This is a genomic window from Actinomadura sp. 6K520 (genome assembly GCF_004349245.1).
Lineage (GTDB): Bacteria > Actinomycetota > Actinomycetes > Streptosporangiales > Streptosporangiaceae > Spirillospora.
This window is the reverse complement of record NZ_SMLC01000157.1, coordinates 1-17,164: the sequence shown is the minus strand read 5'-3', so window position 1 is coordinate 17,164 and position 17,164 is coordinate 1. Positions and strand designations below refer to the sequence as shown.

General features: G+C 69.9%; 22 protein-coding genes and 1 riboswitch. Of the genes, 13 read left to right on the top strand and 9 right to left on the bottom strand.

Features of this window, described 5'->3' with window-relative positions; genetic code table 11:
* On the bottom strand, positions 1 to 1,450 hold a 1,450-nt coding region (locus E1289_RS39830), incomplete at its 3' end, for a serine/threonine-protein kinase (protein WP_243713235.1).
* Positions 1,451 to 1,571: 121 nt separating this feature from the next.
* Here E1289_RS39830 and E1289_RS29670 point away from each other — a divergent pair.
* Positions 1,572 to 2,123 carry an RNA polymerase sigma factor gene (locus E1289_RS29670; RefSeq protein WP_131986050.1) on the top strand — a complete coding sequence of 184 codons (552 nt, stop codon included), beginning with the start codon at positions 1,572 to 1,574 and terminating at the stop codon, positions 2,121 to 2,123.
* A gap of 92 nt (positions 2,124 to 2,215) precedes the next feature.
* Positions 2,216 to 3,265, top strand: coding sequence for a sulfotransferase (locus tag E1289_RS29665; protein WP_131986048.1), 1,050 nt, complete (start codon positions 2,216 to 2,218; stop codon positions 3,263 to 3,265).
* Positions 3,266 to 3,276: 11 nt separating this feature from the next.
* Here E1289_RS29665 and E1289_RS29660 read toward each other — a convergent pair whose 3' ends face one another.
* Complete coding sequence (locus E1289_RS29660) at positions 3,277 to 4,734, bottom strand: trehalose-6-phosphate synthase (RefSeq protein ID WP_131986046.1); 1,458 nt, start codon at positions 4,732 to 4,734, stop codon at positions 3,277 to 3,279.
* 110 nt (positions 4,735 to 4,844) lie between these two features.
* On the opposite strand from E1289_RS29660, the gene E1289_RS29655 reads away from it, so the two are divergent.
* The 4 genes from E1289_RS29655 to E1289_RS29640 all read left to right on the top strand — a co-directional run bounded on the left by E1289_RS29655 (position 4,845) and on the right by E1289_RS29640 (position 8,902).
* Entirely contained in the window at positions 4,845 to 5,804 is a 960-nt protein-coding gene (locus E1289_RS29655) for a cation diffusion facilitator family transporter (protein WP_131986044.1), read from the top strand.
* A 93-nt stretch (positions 5,805 to 5,897) separates the two neighbouring features.
* A riboswitch (SAM riboswitch) is annotated at positions 5,898 to 6,039 on the top strand.
* 15 nt (positions 6,040 to 6,054) lie between these two features.
* A complete protein-coding gene (gene thrC, locus E1289_RS29650) occupies positions 6,055 to 7,299 on the top strand; it encodes a threonine synthase (protein ID WP_131986042.1) in 1,245 nt (414 codons plus the stop codon).
* Positions 7,300 to 7,309: 10 nt separating this feature from the next.
* Entirely contained in the window at positions 7,310 to 7,588 is a 279-nt protein-coding gene (locus E1289_RS29645; RefSeq protein WP_131986040.1) for a MoaD/ThiS family protein, read from the top strand.
* A 330-nt stretch (positions 7,589 to 7,918) separates the two neighbouring features.
* Positions 7,919 to 8,902, top strand: coding sequence for a hypothetical protein (locus E1289_RS29640; RefSeq protein ID WP_131986038.1), 984 nt, complete (start codon positions 7,919 to 7,921; stop codon positions 8,900 to 8,902).
* Between the two features lie 230 nt (positions 8,903 to 9,132).
* Here E1289_RS29640 and E1289_RS38470 read toward each other — a convergent pair whose 3' ends face one another.
* The gene (locus E1289_RS38470; RefSeq protein WP_165970656.1) at positions 9,133 to 9,387 is read right to left on the bottom strand and encodes a histone-like nucleoid-structuring protein Lsr2; all 255 of its coding nucleotides are present in this window, start codon (positions 9,385 to 9,387) and stop codon (positions 9,133 to 9,135) included.
* 466 nt (positions 9,388 to 9,853) lie between these two features.
* Between E1289_RS38470 and groL the strand changes: the two genes are divergently transcribed.
* From groL to E1289_RS29620, 3 genes are all read left to right on the top strand, one after another.
* The gene (gene groL / locus E1289_RS29630) at positions 9,854 to 11,482 is read left to right on the top strand and encodes a chaperonin GroEL (protein ID WP_131986034.1); all 1,629 of its coding nucleotides are present in this window, start codon (positions 9,854 to 9,856) and stop codon (positions 11,480 to 11,482) included.
* Positions 11,483 to 11,580: 98 nt separating this feature from the next.
* A complete protein-coding gene (locus E1289_RS29625; protein WP_165970655.1) occupies positions 11,581 to 12,183 on the top strand; it encodes a phospholipid scramblase-related protein in 603 nt (200 codons plus the stop codon).
* A 72-nt stretch (positions 12,184 to 12,255) separates the two neighbouring features.
* A complete protein-coding gene (locus tag E1289_RS29620) occupies positions 12,256 to 12,846 on the top strand; it encodes a phospholipid scramblase-related protein (RefSeq protein WP_165970654.1) in 591 nt (196 codons plus the stop codon).
* A gap of 10 nt (positions 12,847 to 12,856) precedes the next feature.
* On the opposite strand, the gene E1289_RS29615 is transcribed toward E1289_RS29620, so the two are convergent.
* The 6 genes from E1289_RS29615 to E1289_RS29605 all read right to left on the bottom strand — a co-directional run bounded on the left by E1289_RS29615 (position 12,857) and on the right by E1289_RS29605 (position 14,569).
* Entirely contained in the window at positions 12,857 to 13,024 is a 168-nt protein-coding gene (locus E1289_RS29615) for a hypothetical protein (protein WP_279488119.1), read from the bottom strand.
* Between the two features lie 220 nt (positions 13,025 to 13,244).
* On the bottom strand, positions 13,245 to 13,382 hold the full coding sequence (locus E1289_RS39200; RefSeq protein WP_207929237.1) for a sensor histidine kinase: 138 nt from the start codon (positions 13,380 to 13,382) through the stop codon (positions 13,245 to 13,247).
* A gap of 205 nt (positions 13,383 to 13,587) precedes the next feature.
* The gene (locus E1289_RS39195; protein WP_207929238.1) at positions 13,588 to 13,710 is read right to left on the bottom strand and encodes a hypothetical protein; all 123 of its coding nucleotides are present in this window, start codon (positions 13,708 to 13,710) and stop codon (positions 13,588 to 13,590) included.
* Positions 13,710 to 13,853, bottom strand: coding sequence for a hypothetical protein (locus tag E1289_RS39190; protein ID WP_207929236.1), 144 nt, complete (start codon positions 13,851 to 13,853; stop codon positions 13,710 to 13,712). Before E1289_RS39190 ends, E1289_RS39195 begins: the two co-directional genes overlap by 1 nt.
* A 27-nt stretch (positions 13,854 to 13,880) precedes the next feature.
* On the bottom strand, positions 13,881 to 14,225 hold the full coding sequence (locus E1289_RS39185) for a hypothetical protein (protein ID WP_207929235.1): 345 nt from the start codon (positions 14,223 to 14,225) through the stop codon (positions 13,881 to 13,883).
* Positions 14,226 to 14,260: 35 nt separating this feature from the next.
* A complete protein-coding gene (locus E1289_RS29605; RefSeq protein WP_131986028.1) occupies positions 14,261 to 14,569 on the bottom strand; it encodes a hypothetical protein in 309 nt (102 codons plus the stop codon).
* A 262-nt stretch (positions 14,570 to 14,831) separates the two neighbouring features.
* Here E1289_RS29605 and E1289_RS40235 point away from each other — a divergent pair, with 262 nt between their 5' ends.
* From E1289_RS40235 to E1289_RS29590, 4 genes are all read left to right on the top strand, one after another.
* Complete coding sequence (locus E1289_RS40235) at positions 14,832 to 15,086, top strand: DUF4956 domain-containing protein (RefSeq protein WP_279488115.1); 255 nt, start codon at positions 14,832 to 14,834, stop codon at positions 15,084 to 15,086.
* On the top strand, positions 15,083 to 15,241 hold the full coding sequence (locus tag E1289_RS40230) for a DUF4956 domain-containing protein (RefSeq protein WP_279488114.1): 159 nt from the start codon (positions 15,083 to 15,085) through the stop codon (positions 15,239 to 15,241). The genes E1289_RS40235 and E1289_RS40230 overlap by 4 nt, the downstream gene beginning before the upstream one ends.
* Before the next feature lie 516 nt (positions 15,242 to 15,757).
* A complete protein-coding gene (locus tag E1289_RS29595; RefSeq protein ID WP_131986026.1) occupies positions 15,758 to 16,201 on the top strand; it encodes a VTC domain-containing protein in 444 nt (147 codons plus the stop codon).
* A gap of 6 nt (positions 16,202 to 16,207) precedes the next feature.
* Positions 16,208 to 16,567, top strand: coding sequence for a hypothetical protein (locus E1289_RS29590; protein ID WP_131986024.1), 360 nt, complete (start codon positions 16,208 to 16,210; stop codon positions 16,565 to 16,567).
* Positions 16,568 to 17,164 lie beyond the last annotated feature (597 nt).

Genomic DNA, 17,164 nt, shown 5'->3' with positions numbered 1-17,164 from the left:
GCCCCGGGCCGCCACCGCGCAGCCTGCTCAGCAGGCCGCCCTGCTTGCCGCCCGGCCCTTGGCCCTGCCCTTGGACCGGTCCCGGGGGAGCCTGGAAACCGGTCGGAGGCGGTTGCCCCGGCCGGCCCGGTCCGGCCTGGCCCTGCCCCGGCCCGCCGTAGGGCGGCGGGCCGCCGGGGCCCTGCCCCACTGCCTGCCCGCCCATCGGCTGCCCGCCCATCGGCTGCTGCGCCGGGCCGCCCGGGGGGCCGCCGCCGTTCTGCGGTGGACCGGCCGGGAAGACGGCGGTCCTGTTGTCGCCGCCCTCGCCGCCCGGCGGCTGCAGCGCGACCGTCCGGTCCTTGTCGTTGTCGGGGGAGGTCGGCTTCTCCACCTGCCCGAAGGGGGCGCCCCGGCCGCTCGCGTCGTCCACGATCGTCCGCCCGCCGTCGCCCACCGGTCCCTGCGGCCGCGGCGGGACGGGCATCTCGGACGTGCCGATGTCGTCCTCCGCGGGCTGGTCGAGCCGCGTCCGCATCTCCCGCGGGCCGCCGCCCGGCGCCTGCCCTTGGACGGGCGCCTGCCCCTGGACGGGTGTCACCGCCGGGCCGGGGGCCTGGCCCGCCGCCGGGGGACGGGCCTGGGTGCCGTCTTGGTAGAAGTCCTGGACGGTCGCGTCCGCGTTGATCTGCGGGACGGGCGGCGCGGACGACGGCGCGGACGACGGCGCGGGCGTGCCCGGCAGCGACGTGGGCCGGAGCGTGGACAGCGCCTCGGCGAACGCCTCGGCGGTCGGCCACCGCTTCTCCCGCTCGACCTCCAGGGCCCGCAGGATCACCTGGTCGAACGCGGGGGAGAGCCCCTCGCGCAGCTCGCTCGGCGGCGACTTCACCGGCGCCGGTCCGGGCGCCCGCCCGGTGAGCATGTGGTAGGTCAGCGCACCGAGCCCGTACACGTCGGCGCGGACGTCCAGCCCCCCGCCGAACCGCGCCTGCTCGGGCGACATGTACCCGGGCGTGCCGACCGGCAGCGTGAACGCGCCGGACGCGTGCGCGAGGGCCTTCGCCAGCCCGAGATCGGCGATCAGCACCCGCTCGCCGCCGTCCGGGGCCGACTGGAACAGCACGTTCGTCGGCTTGAGGTCGCGGTGGATCACGCCCAGCGTGTTGATCACCTCGACCCCGTGCGCGATCTCCTCGGCGAGCGTGACCGCCTCATTGACCGGAAGTGGCCGTTCGCGCATGCGGTCCGCGAGCGTTCCGCGGTCCGCGTACGACATCACGAAGTAGGGACGCCCGTCCGGGAGCTCCCCGATGTCGTGCACGCGGACCAGCCGCGCGGAGTCGGCGCGGCGCAGGATCCGGGCCTCCTCCAGGAAACGGTTGCGCACGTCCAGATCGTCGATCAGGCTGCCGGACAGGACCTTTATCGCCACCTGGGAGTCGAGGGCCTCGTCTTGCCCCAGCCACACAGAGGCGAACGCCCCCGAACCCAGGACGCGATCGATCCGGTAACGGCCAACTGATGGTGGGAAAGACACACCCGTATCATCCCAACAACGGGCTGAGTGTGCGAACGAGCATTGAGGCGGCATGGCATTCGACGAGAGGACCGAGGAGCTGGCGGTCAAGGCCGCTCAGGGCGATCAGGGCGCCCTCAACGAGCTTCTCCGCAAGATCGAGCCGGACGTCCTCCGGCACAGCTCTCGCTTCCTGCCGTGCCGGCAGGACGCCGAGGAGGCGTGCCAGGACGCCCTGCTGCAGGTGGCGAGGAACATCCACCGCTTCGAGGGCCGGTCGAGGTTCAGCACCTGGCTGCACGTCGTCGTCGCCAACTCCGCCCGCTCCACCTACCGGTCGCTGAAGCGGCGCTCGGTCGAGCAGGCCGGGGAGCTTCCGCAGCAGCGCCCGGATCCGCGCCGGACCAGCGTCATCGCCGGGTCCCGGGTCGACATCCTGGACGCCATGGAGGACCTGGAGGCCCGCAAGCCCGACCTCATCCAGGCCCTCGTCCTGCGGGACGTCTCCCAGCTCGAGTACGCGGAGATCGCCGAGCAGCTCAACCTCCCGCTCGGCACGGTGAAGTCCCGCATCCACGAGGCGCGGAAGCAGTTCCGGCAGACCCTGGGCGACTCCTACACCTGACGGCACCCCGACCGTCAAGCGTCGACAATCGCCGAGTAACGTTCTGTTGATTACTCGTGTGCGGTGCGTGACGGCTGGGACACCATTCCTGCATGTCATCAGGCCCGGACCCCCGCCACGACCGTCCGATCTTCGTCCTCGGGTGTCCCCGCTCGGGGACGACGCTGCTCCAGCTGATGCTGCACTCGCACGCCCGCATCGCGATCCCGGCGGAGACGAAGTTCCTCATCCCCGCCTACGCGCGGCGGTGCGAGTTCGGTGACCTCGAAGACAGGGAGAACAGACGCGCGCTGGCGGAGTGGATCACGACCGACAGGTCCACGAAGTTCCACGCGCTCGGCCTGGACGCCGGCGAGGTCGTCGAGGAGGTCGTCGCCGGGCCGCCCACGCTGGGGTCGGCGATCGGCATCGTGTTCCGCGCCTACGCCCGCCGGCACGGCAAGCCGCGCTGGGGCGACAAGCGCCCCAGCTACTTCAGGCACGTCGGCACGCTGCTGCGGATGTTCCCGGACGCGCAGTTCGTCCATCTCGTCCGGGACGGCCGGGACTGCGTCGCCTCGCTGCTGGAGATGCCCTGGTACGACAAGGACGTCCTCCACGCCATCTCCGCGTGGCGGGAGGCGATCGACCGCGGGCGCCGGCTCGCCGAGCGCCTCGGCCCCGACTCCTACTACGAGCTGCAGTACGAGCGGCTCGTCGCCGACCCCGTCGACGAGCTGACCCGGCTCTGCGCGTTCCTCGGCGAGGACTTCGACCCCGCGATGACGCGGCCGGAGGGGCTCGCGAAGCAGACCGTCTCCCCGCGGAAGAAGTGGCACGGCCGGACGCACGACGCCGTCACGACGAGCCGCATCGGATCGTGGGCGGAGCGCCTCGACCCCTGGCAGATCAGCCTGGCGGAGGCCGCGTTCGGCGAGCGGCTCGCCGAGTACGGCTACGAGCCGAGCGGGCTGCCCCGGCCGCCCGCGTCCCAGCTCGCCCGGTTCACCAGGACCAGTGCCCACCGCCGTCTGGCGCAGCGTAAGGCGGCACTTCGCGACCGCTGGAAGCAGCACCACGAACCGAACCCCGTCCGGTGCCTCCTGGCACCCGAGAGCACCGTCGCCGCGGCGGAGCGGACGGAATCGGCGGAGTCGGTCTGAGTCGGTTTAAGTCAGTCCAAGGCGGCCAGCTGGTCGGCGAACCAGCGCTGCGGTGGCAGGGCCGTCGCGGCGGCGGCGAGCCGGGCACAGCGTTCCCTGCGCTGCGCGGGCGGCATCAGCAGCGCCTTGTGCAGGGTCTCGGCGGTCTGCGACACGTCGTACGGGTTGACCATCAGGGCGTCCTCGGACAACTCCGCCGCCGCGCCCGCCTCCCGCGACAGCACCAGCGCGCAGCCCCGCTCCGACAGGACGGGCCCCTCCTTCGCGACGAGGTTCATCCCGTCCCGGATCGGGTTCACCAGGAGGACGTCGGCCAGGCCGTAGGCGGCGAGCGAACGCGGATAGTCGTCGTTGACCTGCAGGATCAGCGGATCCCAGTCGGGCGTGCCGAACTCCTCGGTGATCTGCCGCGCGGTCCGCTGGACGGCCGCCGTGTACTCCCGGTACTCGGGCAGGTCGTAACGGGACGGGTACGCGAACGCCAGGTGCACCACGCGTCCGCGCCACTCGGGATGGTTGACGAGCAGCTCCCGGTAGGCGGCGAGCCCGCGCACGATGTTCTTGGACAGTTCCGTCCGGTCGATCCGGACGATGAGCTGACGGTCACCCACCTGTTCACGCAGCGCGCGCGCCCGCTCCACGACGTCCGGTTCGGCGGCGCGGCGGCGCAACGCCTCCGCGTCTATGCCGAGACCATGCACGCCCACGTGCGTGACGTGCCCGTCACACGTGACGGTACGGGCGGCACGGTCGACGCGTGCACCGGGCAGCAGCTCGCAGCAGTCGAGGAACGCGGAGGCCCACCGCTCGGTGAGGAACCCCGCATGGTCGGCGCCGAGAATCCCCAGCAGAATCTGCGTTCCGATGTCGTCAGGGAGCAGCGCGTAATACTCCGGCGGCGCCCAGGGCGTGTGCGAGAAATGGACGATCCGCAGATCGGGACGCCGTTCGCGGAGCATCCGGGGCGCCAGCGACAGGTGGTAGTCCTGGATCGCGGCCTTCGCGCCGGGCGCGGCGTCCCGCGCCAGGGCATCGGCGAACGCCGCGTTGTACGCCTCGTAGGACTGCCAGTCGCGGCGTGCGCGAGCGTCGAAATGCGGGCTGCGCGGCGTGTCGTACAGAAGGTGATGGACGAACCACAACGTCGAATTGGCCACGGCGTTGTACGCGCGGTGGAACGTCGCCTCGGGGATGTCGAGCATCCGCACCGCCGCACCGCCGGTCTCGTGGCCGCCCAGGTCGATGCGGCCGTCCGGGGAACGGCGGGCGGCCACCCGGTCGGCTTCGCTCAGGCTCGCGCACACCCACAGCACGTCCGGGCCCCCGGCCGATGGCTCGCGCGGGGCTCCCGTCACGCCGGCGAGGCCCGAGACCAGACCGCCGCCCCCGCGCCGCATGGTGAGCGCACCGTCCTCCGACAACGAGAACGACGCCGGACCGCGGTTCGATGCCACCAGCACTTGGCTCATACCGGAAGGGTCTCAGTTGGGGCCGGGGAGCTTCAAAGTGACCCGCGTGATTCACCACACGGTCGAAAACTGCTCTGAATAGTGCAAAGCGACGGGGGTACCCGGCGGAAATGAGTAATGCCGAGACGAGGAAGACGGTGCTCGTCGCCGGCTTCGCCAACCTCATTCTCGCGCTGGCCAAGATCGTCGCCGGTGCCCTGGCCGGGTCCAGCGCGATGCTCGCGGAAGGCGCCCACTCGATCGGAGACACCCTCAACCAGGGCTTTCTCCTCGCCTCCCTGCGGCGCAGCGAGCGTCCGCCCGACGGCCGCCACCCGTTCGGGTACGGGAACGAGCGCTACGTCTGGTCGCTGCTCGCCGCGTTCGGGATCTTCATCGCCGGGGCCGGGTTCTCGATCTCCTACGGTGTCCTGACCATGCTCGGCCACGGCGGCAGCGGGACGAGCGTCTGGGTGGCCTACTGCGTCCTCGCCCTCGCCGCCGTCCTGGAGGGGACGTCCTGGCTGCGCGCCGTGTACCAGGCGCGCATGGAGACCCGCCGGAGCCGCCGCGGCCTCCTCGAACACGTCCGCCGTTCCCCGGACGTGACGTTCAAGGCGGCGCTGTTCGAGGACAGCGTCGCGATGGTCGGCCTGATGTTCGCCGCCGCCGGCCTGATCCTCCGCGAGATCACCGGATCCGACTTCTGGGACGGCCTCGGCTCCGTGCTCATCGGCGTGCTGCTGGCCGGGCTCGCGTTCGCCATCGGTAGGGAGAGCACCGTCCTGCTGATCGGACGCGCCGCCGACCCCGCCGCGCAGCGCGTGATCCGCGCCGAGATCCTCGGCGCCCACGGCGTGACCGGCGTGGCGGAGCTGCTGACGATGCACTTCGGCCCCGAGCAGCTCCTCGTCGCCGCCAAGGTCAACTTCGCCGACGACATCAGCGCCGACCAGGCCGAGGACGTCGCCGGTGAGATCGACCGCAGGCTCAGGGAGCGGCTCCCGGTCGTCCGGCACGTCTTCCTCGACCCCACCCAGCGCCCCGTCCGGCCCGCGGCGGCAGGCGTGACCAAGGACGCGACCGGGTAACGTCTCAGTCGGTGGACTCGGCTGTCTGGCATCCGGTCAGTTCATGTAAAGTCACGCATACGAGCGCATACGGCGCCCGTGACAACTGAATACAGCTCATCCAGAGGGGTGGAGGGACCGGCCCTGCGAAGCCCCGGCAACCACTCGGCTGAAGCGCGCTCGCGATCCTGCGGGGCCGGCCGGGAGATGGTGCCAACTCCGGCCTGCGACCAAGGTGGCGCAGGGAAGATGGGGAGAAAGGCCTCGCTTCATGGCACTCACGCCTGCCACTGACCTCGGACCCGCTACCGGTCTCGTCTGCCGCGAATGCGGCTCCACCCGTGATCTCGGGCCCTTCTACGCCTGCGAAGAGTGTTTCGGCCCCCTGGAGATCGCATACGACTTCGGGGCGGTCACCCGCGCGGGCATCGAGTCGGGCCCGCGCAACATCTGGCGGTACCGGGGGCTGCTGCCCGTCCCGTCCACGGTGGCGGACACCCCCAACACCGAGCCCGGCCTGACGCGCCTCGTCCGCGCCGACAACCTCGCCGAGAGCCTCGGCCTGCAGAGCCTGTGGGTGAAGGACGACAGCGGCAACCCGACCCACTCGTTCAAGGACCGCGTCGTCGCCGTCGCGCTCGCCGCCGCCCGGGAACTGGGCTTCAAGGTGCTGGCCTGCCCCTCCACCGGGAACCTGGCGAACGCCGTCGCCGCCGCCGCGGCCCGCGCGGGGATCCGCAGCGCCGTGTTCGTCCCGTCCGACCTGGAATCCCAAAAGATCATTACGACGGCCGTGTACGGCGGCACGTTCGTCACCGTCGACGGCAACTACGACGACGTCAACCGGCTCGCGTCCGAGATCGCCGGGGAGCAGGACGACTGGGCGTTCGTGAACGTCAACGTCCGGCCCTACTACGCGGAGGGCTCCAAGACCCTCGGCTACGAGATCGCCGAGCAACTCGGCTGGCGGCTGCCCGACCAGATAGTCGTACCCGTCGCGTCCGGCTCCCAGCTCACGAAGATCGACAAGGCTTTCCAAGAGTTGATCAAGCTGGGTCTGGTCGAGGACAAGCCGTACCGCGTCTTCGGCGCCCAGGCCGCCGGCTGCGACCCCGTCGCCGCCGCGTTCAAGGCCGGGCACGACGTCGTCCGCCCGGTGAAGCCCGCCACGATCGCCAAATCCCTCGCGATCGGCAATCCCGCCGACGGCCCGTACGTGCTGGACGCCGTCCGCCGCACGAACGGCGCCGTCGAGGACGTCACCGACGAGGAGGTCGTCGAGGGCATCCGGCTGCTGTCCCGCACCGAGGGGATCTTCGGTGAGACGGCGGGCGGCGTCACCGTCGCGACCCTCCGCAAGCTCATCGGCACCGGTGCCCTCGACCCGTCCGCCGAAACCGTGATCATCAACTCGGGGGACGGACTGAAGACCCTGGACGCGGTCGCCCCCGTCGTCGCCCCGTCCGCGAACATCGCCCCGTCCCTGGACGCCTTCCGCGCCGCCGGCCTGGCCTGAGAGGAGCACCATGAGCAGCGTGTCCGTCCGTATCCCGACCATCCTGCGGACCTACACCGGCGGGGAGGCCGAGGTGAAGGCCGAAGGCGCCACCCTGCGCGCCGTCGTCGCCGACCTGGAGTCCAGCTACTCCGGCATCTCCGCCCGCATCCTGGACGACAACGGCAAGATCCGCCGCTTCGTGAACGTCTACGTCGGCGACGAGGACGTCCGCTTCAGCGAGGGCCTGGACACCCCCACCCCTGAGGGCGCCCAGATCTCCATCATCCCGGCCGTGGCCGGCGGCTGACGAGGCCCGGCTCGGCCCTGGCGCACACGTGTGCGCCAGGGCCGTTTTCATGTGCGGACGCCCTCTCGCGCCATCATTTCGCGCTGGCCACTCCCGGAGCAATCGGGCATTCAAGGCATAAATGCAAAGACGCCAGAATCATGCAACGTCCGGAAATAATTGTCCGTCGCCTGTGGTGGCAACTCGATTCCCTTACGCGGATCTGTGATTTACTGCCTCCACTTTGGAGGGGCCTGTCAACGCGCTTTAGTTTGTTCTCGGTTCTTTCCTGGAAGAGTGAAGCGTGTGGCGCTCAGAAGGGCGCGCAGAGTTCACACAGGAAGGAACGGCATGAAGCGCATTGCGCGTGCTGTGACGATTACTGGTATCACGATGGGGGCCGCCGTCCTCGCGGCTCCTTCCGCGATGGCCGACATCAACATCTACGCCGTGGAGAAGGCGGACATCGGGCACTACGGTCCTACCTATGTCGGCGAAAGTGGACCGGGCAACCTGAACTTCAGCAGTGTCACGGGGTCGCCCAAGGCCTCGCCGAAGGTCGGCAACGAGTCGGTGAAGGTCGACGACATCAACACCCACCTCAAGGGCGGCAAGGGCAACACCGTCATCAACGAGGTCGAGGGCTCGGAGCAGGACGAGGGCGAGGGTGGCGCCGCGTCCGCCGAGCAGGCGTCCGCCGAGCAGGCGTCGGCCGAGGGGGCGTCGGCCGAGGGCGTCCAGCAGAGCACGCTGGAGGCGCAGGAGGCTGCTCCGCAGCAGGAGGCCGCGCAGCAGGAGGCGGCCCAGCAGGAGGCCGCTCCGCAGGAGGCCGCGCAGCAGGAGGCTGCTCCGCAGGAAGCTGCTCCGCAGGAGGAAGCCGCGCAGCAGGAGGCGGCCCAGCAGGAGGCTGCTCCGCAGGAGGCTGCTCCGCAGCAGGAGGCCGCCCAGCAGGAGGCCGCTCCGCAGGAAGAGGCCGCCCAGCAGGAGGCTGCTCCCCAGGAGCAGGGCGTCGAGCGGGTCGCGTCGGACCACAAGAACGGCCACGACAAGAACGGCCACGACAAGGTCAAGATCGCTCAGTGGGTGAAGAAGTCGAACATCGGGCACAACGGCGGCACTCTCGCCGGTGAGTTCGGCCCGGGCAACCTGAACTTCAGCAGCGTGACGGGCTCGCCCTACGCCTCGCCGAAGGTCGGGAACGAGTCGGTGAAGGTCGACGACATCCACACCCACCTCAAGGGCGGCAAGAACAACACCGTCATCAACGAGGTCGAGGGCTCTGAGCAGGACCAGGTCGCGGGCGCCGATGCCGCCGCCGAGCAGGGTGCCAAGTAGCAGCCTGCTGAGCACCAGGAAGTAGTTCGGCTTCACGGGGCCGGCACCAAGGCCCAGGAAGAGCCCATCGGCCGCTCCAGACGAACACGAGTCTGGAGCGGCCGATGCCTGTCCACCCCTGGGTCGTTCCCCTCGGCCATGGGCCTACTGAACACCGACGAGCAGGAAGGCGCCGCACCCACACAATTAATCCAGGTGGAACCGCAAGCCTCTCATAGTGACGTCCCCGCCTACGGCACCCCATGTTCGCGGTTGATGCGCTCCATGATTTCTGCGATGTCATCGCCGGTAGCGTCGGTGTACTTCTCGACCACCTGCATGGGAATGCGTCCTCTCTGGTTCATCTTGATGCCTTGCTCAGCCGCCCACGTGCGTAGTCTTTTCGAATATTCGAAGTGCGCGATTCGGTGCGCATAGGAGAGATCGGTCTCCCACTCGTCTTTTTCGTAGATGCCGGAAATGTCAATCACTCCTCCAGGGCGCACCGTGGCGAGGGTCGCGCCAGAGACGGCAAAATCTCGTCCATCTTCGTCGGACGGCTCTGGTCCCGCAGTGGATCGCGGTGGATCAGGTGCCGCGCCGTGAGACAGACCGCTCGAAGCTGCAGCGACCGAGGTGTGGAGGGGCACTCGTGCCGGGGAGGACCTGCCGAAGCGGAGCCCCCAGACACGCCCGCAGAGCTCCCGAAACTCCCTCCGGCGCAGGTGAGAACGGTGCCGTACAGGTAGATGAACCTTCCCCCGGCGTGGATGCGCGGCGCTTGCACTCGGCAGGGTAGAGTGCTAAAAAACGGTTGGCACTCTGCTGTGGAGAGTGACAACTTCACAGTTTGGGTCGGGGCGATGAGGCCTCAGTCCGGCGGCGGAATGGCAGTCGTCGGTGCGGGGGCCGTCCGTCGCGGGCGTCGGCTCGATCCGTCTAAGCCACCTTGTTCCGGGAGGACTGGAGCCTATGGCTGCAAAGATGATCGCGTTCGACGAGGATGCCAGGCGCGGGCTCGAGCGTGGCATGAACCAGCTCGCCGACGCCGTGAAGGTGACCCTTGGTCCCAAGGGGCGCAACGTCGTGCTGGAGAAGAAGTGGGGCGCTCCCACGATCACCAACGACGGTGTGTCGATCGCGAAGGAGATCGAGCTCGAGGACCCGTGGGAGAAGATCGGCGCGGAGCTCGTCAAGGAAGTAGCCAAGAAGACCGACGACGTCGCGGGTGACGGCACCACGACCGCCACCGTGCTGGCCCAGGCGCTGGTGCGCGAGGGCCTGCGGAACGTGGCGGCCGGGGCGAACCCGATGTCGCTGAAGCGGGGCATCGAGGCCGCGGTCGAGCGGGTCAGCGAGGAGCTGTCCAAGCTCGCCAAGGACGTGGAGACCAAGGAGCAGATCGCCTCCACGGCCTCCATCTCCGCCGGCGACCCGCAGATCGGCGAGATGATCGCCGAGGCGATGGACAAGGTCGGCAAGGAAGGCGTCATCACGGTCGAGGAGAGCCAGACCTTCGGTCTGGAGCTCGAGCTGACCGAGGGGATGCGCTTCGACAAGGGCTACATCTCGCACTACTTCGTGACCGACCCCGAGCGCATGGAGGCGGTCCTCGAGGACCCGTACATCCTGATCGTTCAGGGCAAGGCGTCGGCGAACAAGGACCTGCTGCCCGTCCTCGAGGGCGTCATGCAGTCCGGCAAGCCGCTGCTGATCATCGCGGAGGACGTCGAGGGCGAGGCGCTGGCCACCCTGGTCGTCAACAAGATCCGCGGCATCTTCAAGTCCGTGGCCGTGAAGGCGCCGGGCTTCGGTGACCGCCGCAAGGCCATGCTGGGCGACATCGCCACGCTGACCGGCGGCCAGGTCATCAGCGAGGACGTGGGCCTCAAGCTGGAGAACACCACGACCGACATGCTGGGCCGCGCCCGCAAGGTCGTCGTCACCAAGGACGAGACCACGATCGTGGACGGCGCCGGTGACGCCAACGAGATCGCGGGCCGGGTCAACCAGATCCGCACCGAGATCGACAACACCGACTCCGACTACGACCGCGAGAAGCTCCAGGAGCGCCTGGCCAAGCTCGCGGGCGGTGTCGCGGTGATCAAGGCCGGTGCCGCGACCGAGGTGGAGCTCAAGGAGCGCAAGCACCGCATCGAGGACGCCGTCCGCAACGCCAAGGCCGCGGTCGAGGAGGGCATCGTCCCCGGCGGTGGCGTGGCGCTGCTGCAGGCCGGCACCAAGGCGTTCGACAAGCTGGAGCTCACGGGCGACGAGGCCACCGGTGCCAACATCGTCAAGCGTGCGCTGGAGGAGCCGGTCAAGCAGATCGCCATCAACGCCGGCCTCGAGGGCGGCGTCGTGGTGGAGCGGGTCCGCGGGCTCAAGCCCGGCGAGGGCCTCAACGCCGCGACCGGCGAGTACGTCAACATGTTCGACTCCGGCATCCTCGACCCGGCCAAGGTGACCAGGTCCGCGCTGCAGAACGCTTCGTCGATCGCTGCGCTGTTCCTCACCACCGAGGCCGTCATCGCCGAGAAGCCCGAGAAGAACCCGGCCCCGGCGGGCGGCATGCCCGACGCCGGCGGCATGGACTTCTGATCGGCGGCGTGTAGCCACACGCGAGGAAAGGGGCGGCCCCCGCGGGCCGTCCCTTTTGCGTGTGCGCGTTCCGCGTCCGATACGCCATCATGCGGGGGATGAGTGATCTTTTCAGCTCACCCGTGCTGCGCGTCGACCAGCCGCGCGGCGTCCCCGGCGCCGGTTCCCGGTACCGGGTGTTCGACGGCCGCGGGACGCTGCTCGCCACCGCGGGAGAGCGCGGCGTCTCCCGGCTCCGCAAGGCCGCCAGGGTCGCCGGCGGAGGCGGTGGCAAGGGACGCACCGTCCATGTCGAGAACGCCCAGGGCGTGCCGCTGCTCAGCGTGGCGGCGAGCGGGCCGACGGCGAGCGCCAGGGCCCAGGTGAGCACCCCGGACGGTGCCGCGATCGGAGCGCTGCAGAAGGTCGGGGAGGCGGCCGGGCACCGGTACACGCTCCTGGATCACGCCGGACGTCCGGTGGGCCGGCTGGACGGAAGCCGCTTCGGCTACAAGTTCCCGGTACTGGACGGCTACGGCGCTCACGTCGCGCAGATCGAGAAGAAGCTCAAGGGTGTCGCCACCGAGCTGCTGACCACCGCCGACCGGTACTCGGTCGAGATCCTCCGCCCACTCCACGACCCGCTCCGCGTTCTGGTGGCCGTCGCCGCGATCGGCATCGACCTGATGCTGTACGAAGGCAAGGACTGGCCTGTCGGGTAGCCCTTGCGGCGGGGGACTTTCGCGTACCGTATGGCTCGGCGAGACCGCTCCGTGACGAGGCTGGGAGAATGCATGAGCGACCCGTTCAGTTCCTCCGTGCTGAAGGTCGAACAGCCGCGCAGGGGACCGTTCGGCAAATCGCGTTACAAGGTTCTCGACGGCGACGACACCGTGCTCGCCATCGCGGCGCCGGCGGTCGACGAGGGCCGCGCCGAGGCGATGCGGGGGATCGTCCCCGGCAAGTCGAACCTCGACGCCCGCGCCGTCCAGCTGACCACACCCGACGGTGCTCTCCTGCTGACCGTCGAGAAGCTGCGGGGACGGGACTACACCGAGATCCTCGGCCCCAAGGAGGAGGCGATCGGCTCCTTCGTCACCGAGCGGGTCGGCCGCCGCTACGTCGTCTACGACGGCGACGGCACCCTCATCGGCGCCGTGAACGTGGACGTCCCGCGCAACAACTTCGAGGTGCTCGACAACGACGGCACCAAGGTCGCCCACGTCCGCAAGAAGTGGGCGGGCCTCGCCACGCACCTGCTGACGACGGCCGACAAGTACACCGTGGAGATCAACGACCCCGTCCCGGAACCGCTGCGGACCATGACGGTCATGACGGCGATCGTGATGGACATGAACCTCCACGAGTCCAAGGAGATCACCTGACCGGCCTCCGTCACGGCGCAGCCGGATCCGCGAGGAGCTCCTCGAAGGCGAACGGCTTGGCGAGGTAGTCGCCGGCGCCGCCGCCCTCCAGGCCCGCCACCGTGTCGGCAACGCTGTCCCGGGCCGCCAGGGTGATCATCAGGATCGTCGCGCGTTCACCGCGCCGCCTCCACGCCACCGGGCGCCTCGGCCTCGGTGCGCGCCTCACCGGCCGGGGACGGCAGGACAAGCATGCCGGCGTCCGCGTCTGCGTCGTCCCTCCAGGGCCCGAACGCCGGACGCAGTGGCAGGGCCAGGACGAACCGCGCGCCGCCCCCCCCGGCGGGCTCTCCACATGCGCCGTCCCGTCGTGCGCCCTCGCGATGGACGCGATGATCGCCAACCGGAGCCCGGCGCCGTCACCGGCCCGCGCTGCCCGCCGGGCGGGGGTCCCGGCGGTCGCCCCGGACGAACCGTTCGAAGATCCGCTCGGCGTCGTCCGGCGCTACCCCGGACTGCCTATCGCGCACCCACAGCAGCACCGTCCCGTCCCGCACCGCCGAACCGACCTGATCGTGTCGCCGTCCCCGGCGTGCCGGACCGCGTTGGACGCCAGCCGCATCAGCGCCTGCGTCAGGCGCTGCGCGTCCCCGAGCCCCCGCACCTCGGCGACCGCGCCGAGACGCCAGCGGCGAGCCCCGAGCCCGCGCGACCTGGCGACCACGTCGACCGTGAGGTCCGCGAGGTCGACCTCCCCGACGGTCAGGAAGTCCCGGCGGTCGCCTTCGCCAGCATGATCACGTTGTTGCCCATCCGGTTCATCCGGTCGAGTTCCGCCATGCGCAGCGCGCGGGTCTCCTCGCGATCGGCCGGGTCGTCGTCCATCAGCTCCAGATGGCCGCGGATGACGGTGATCGGCGTCCGCAGTTCGGGCCGGCGCCGTCGAGGAACCTGCGCTGCGCGGCGAACGCCGACTCCAGCCGGTACAGCATCCGGTTGAACGTGGACGCCAGCGACGCGTCCCGCACCCCACCGGCGGCGCTGGGGGCCGTCCCTTAGACGGGCGTCCGCGCGCGGATGGCCCTGCTGACGAAGGCGGCGTCGCGGTCGAGCCGGGCCGGCGGCCGCTGCGCGCTGCGCCGCTCGGCCCGCCCGTCCACCACGGAGAAGTACGTCACGTAGCCGCCAGGGAGGTTGTGGGCGAGGTAGTCCGGCAGCAGCTCCGACACGTTCGTCGGGGGACGTCCCGTCGCCGCGTCCACCGCGTTCCGCGAGTAGCTGCGCAGCTTGTCGACCTCGTGGGTGAGCTCGCCGTCAAACCTGTCGTCCAGCCGCGCGGACAGCACCGACCAGGTAACGGCGACGGACTCGGCCAGCGGCAGCCCGACGAGCAGCCGCATCCAGCCCACGAAACGCCCGCGTGGTGACGCGGATCTCAGCCGTCGTCATCGTCGTCGTCATCGTCATCGTCGTCATCGTCGTCGCCCGGGGGTACCGGCGGAGGCGGCACCGCGTCGCCCCCCGCCGTCGCCGGGACGGACGGTTCCGCCGCCGGTGCCGACGAGGCCCTCGGACTCGGTGCCTCCTTCGTCCGCCCGTCCCCGTCGGGGGACGACGGGCTGACCTCGATGGTGTCCCCGCGCGACGGCTGGGCGCTCTCGCGCGCCTGGACGAGCCCGGCCACGAGAGCCGTGATCAGCGCTGCGGCCGCGACGATCCCGATGAAAGACGTGCGAAGGGACATGGAAACAACCTCGCATATCGCCAAGGAACGGCCGGTTAACGCCAGATGAAAAGCGCTTATTTGGGCAGCTCAGAGCCGGTTCTCGGCCCTGCATGAGGATTTCTTCATCCGGCTCTCACCTTCGTCCATCCCGGGTGGGGACCGTCCTCCTTGATCCGACCCCCGATCCCGAGGAGGCGCCCTGGCCGCGCATGTCCTGTACGGCCTCGCCGCTGACCCTTGCCGCGATCACCATGCTCGCGTACGTGATCTACTTCCGCCGGTGTGTCACCGCCGTGACCTGCGGCTCGCGCACATCGCGGTCAACGTGGGCGTCTTCACCGTCGTGTCGCTGCTGCTCCCCGAGCGCGCCGACATCGCCGTCGGGTCCGGTTTGTTCGCCGTACCGTCGATCATCCGGTTGCGATCGGACGCCATCACCCAGAAGGAGATCGGCTACTACTTCGTCGCGCTGGCGCTGGGCCTGGTCACCGGCATCGCCGCCGTCATCCCTGACTCGCCGTCCTGCTCGACGTGATCCTCCTCACGGTGATGGACGTCGCCGACCACCCCCGGCTCGCTGCGCGCACCAAGCAACGGGTGGTGACGCTCGACGTCGTTCACCGCGACCCGGCGGCGCTCCGCGCCGACCTGGAGAACCGCATCGGCGGAACGGTGCGGCCTGCAACGTGACCGAGGTCGACTACGTGCGGGACGTGACGATCGTGGACGTCCGCAACCGCCGGCCTGTCCCGAAGGCCACTTCCCGGGAGCCCGGACTCCGGTCACCCTTCGCCACGTCCACCCTGCCGGAGGCGTGCCAGCGGGACGCGTGGCGCGATGACCGGCGCCGGAGCCCTCGGCCTTGGAGCGCCGCACGGCGGCGCTGCCGACCATCAGCCTGTCCCAGGTCCTCGACCGCGCCGACCTGCAGACCTGGGTCGACCGCAAGTACCTGGTGCCGGCGGCCGTCTAGCGAGGCCCTGCTTCCGCAGCTCGGCCGGGAGTACACGCCGCCGGACATCGGTGGCCTACGCCGGTTCCGCTGCTCGTCCACCTACCTCGGCAGGCCCGATCTCCTCACCTTCCGCCAGCACCGGCAGGGCCGCCGGCACCGCTCCGAAATCCGGACCCGGCTACCTGGACAGCGGGAAGCGCGCGTTCGAGGTGAAGCTCGCGGGTGCGCGCGACGGGACCGACAAACGACGCATGCCCTACGACATCGACCGCCGCGGGGAGTTGGACGGCACAGCGTGCGACTTCCTTGAGGACGTACTACTCACGGCGAACCGGACCAAGGCGCCCGACGCCGCCGTCCCGGCCGCGACGACCGCTTATCTGCGCTCGACCCTCGTCCAGCGTTCCGGCTCCAGCCGGGTGACGATGGACGCGGCGCTGACCTGCGCGAAGAACGGCGCCGTCGTGACCGCCGACCCGGGAATGCCCCCGATCGAGTCGAAGTCCGAGTGGGCCGACGCCCCGGTGGACCGAATCCTTCGGGACCACGTCGCCCGCGCCGTGAAGATCAGCAAGTACTGCGTGGCCGTGGCCCTGCTCCACCCGAGGATGCGCGCCAACCCGTGGCACCCGGCCATGCGCGCCTTCTTCGACGGCCGCGGGCCCTTTACGGGGCCGCCGGGCCAAGGTAGGTAATGAAATGTGCAAGTCGCTCGGAGCGGTACAGGCGAGTGGCGGATCTCACCGGCGATCCCCGCGGTGGCGGACCTCGCCCTCGCTGTGCTCTGGGCGTTCACGGCACTGGGCGGCTGGGCTGAACAGGGGTTCTGCAGGGTGGACGGCGTCCCGGATCCAACGTGCGCCGCCGACGTCCACAACGCCGTGCTCGTCTCCCTGGTCGCCGTAATCCCGGCGGTGGGAATCATCCTGGCGGCATGCGCGTTCTACCGCCTGCGGAGAGATCTTCATCGTGTCACCGGCATGCTCACCGCCGCGGCCGTCCTCTGGGTCGTCGCCGAAGGCATCGTGTTCCTCGGCGGGCAACTCGCCAAGGCGAACTGATCGCGGTCAGCGTTTCTGCAGGTGGGAGCCGTCGGTGACGGCGCACTCCGGCATCCGCCGGAGCCGACGCGAAAAAAACGCGTGTGTCAGTTTGACGTTGCCTCGCCGGGGGCATAATGTTCTCTCCGCCCCACAGGGGAGCGGGACGCCGGAAGGCGGCCGGCCCGTGGGGAACCACTACCGACCAAGCAGGCGCGGTTTCGCCGTGTCCGCCGATCGGTCGTGGGCCGGAAACGGCCGATTTTGCTAATCGCGCCGGATCTGGTGAAATGGCTGCACCGCCCGGAAGGCGCCGCGCAAGCGGCACCGGAACGGCGCTGCCGAAAAAGCCGGAAATTGACAGTCCGGCCGGAATCGGTAGAGTGAAAAGCGAGTCGCCCCGGAGCCGGGGTCCGCGGGAGCGGGGTTCGGCGCGGTGGGTGTCCGTTTCTTGAGAACTCAACAGCGTGTTAAAAGCCAGTGCCTTTATCGGCTCGGCCAGTTGTTTCTGGTCGGGTCGCCCCGTGCCGCTCCTGCTTGTTGGGGGTGGTGGGGATTTCTTTGAGGCAATGAACCTCCCTTTTTTGGGGGGTTGTTTTGCTGGGATTGTTTTCCGAG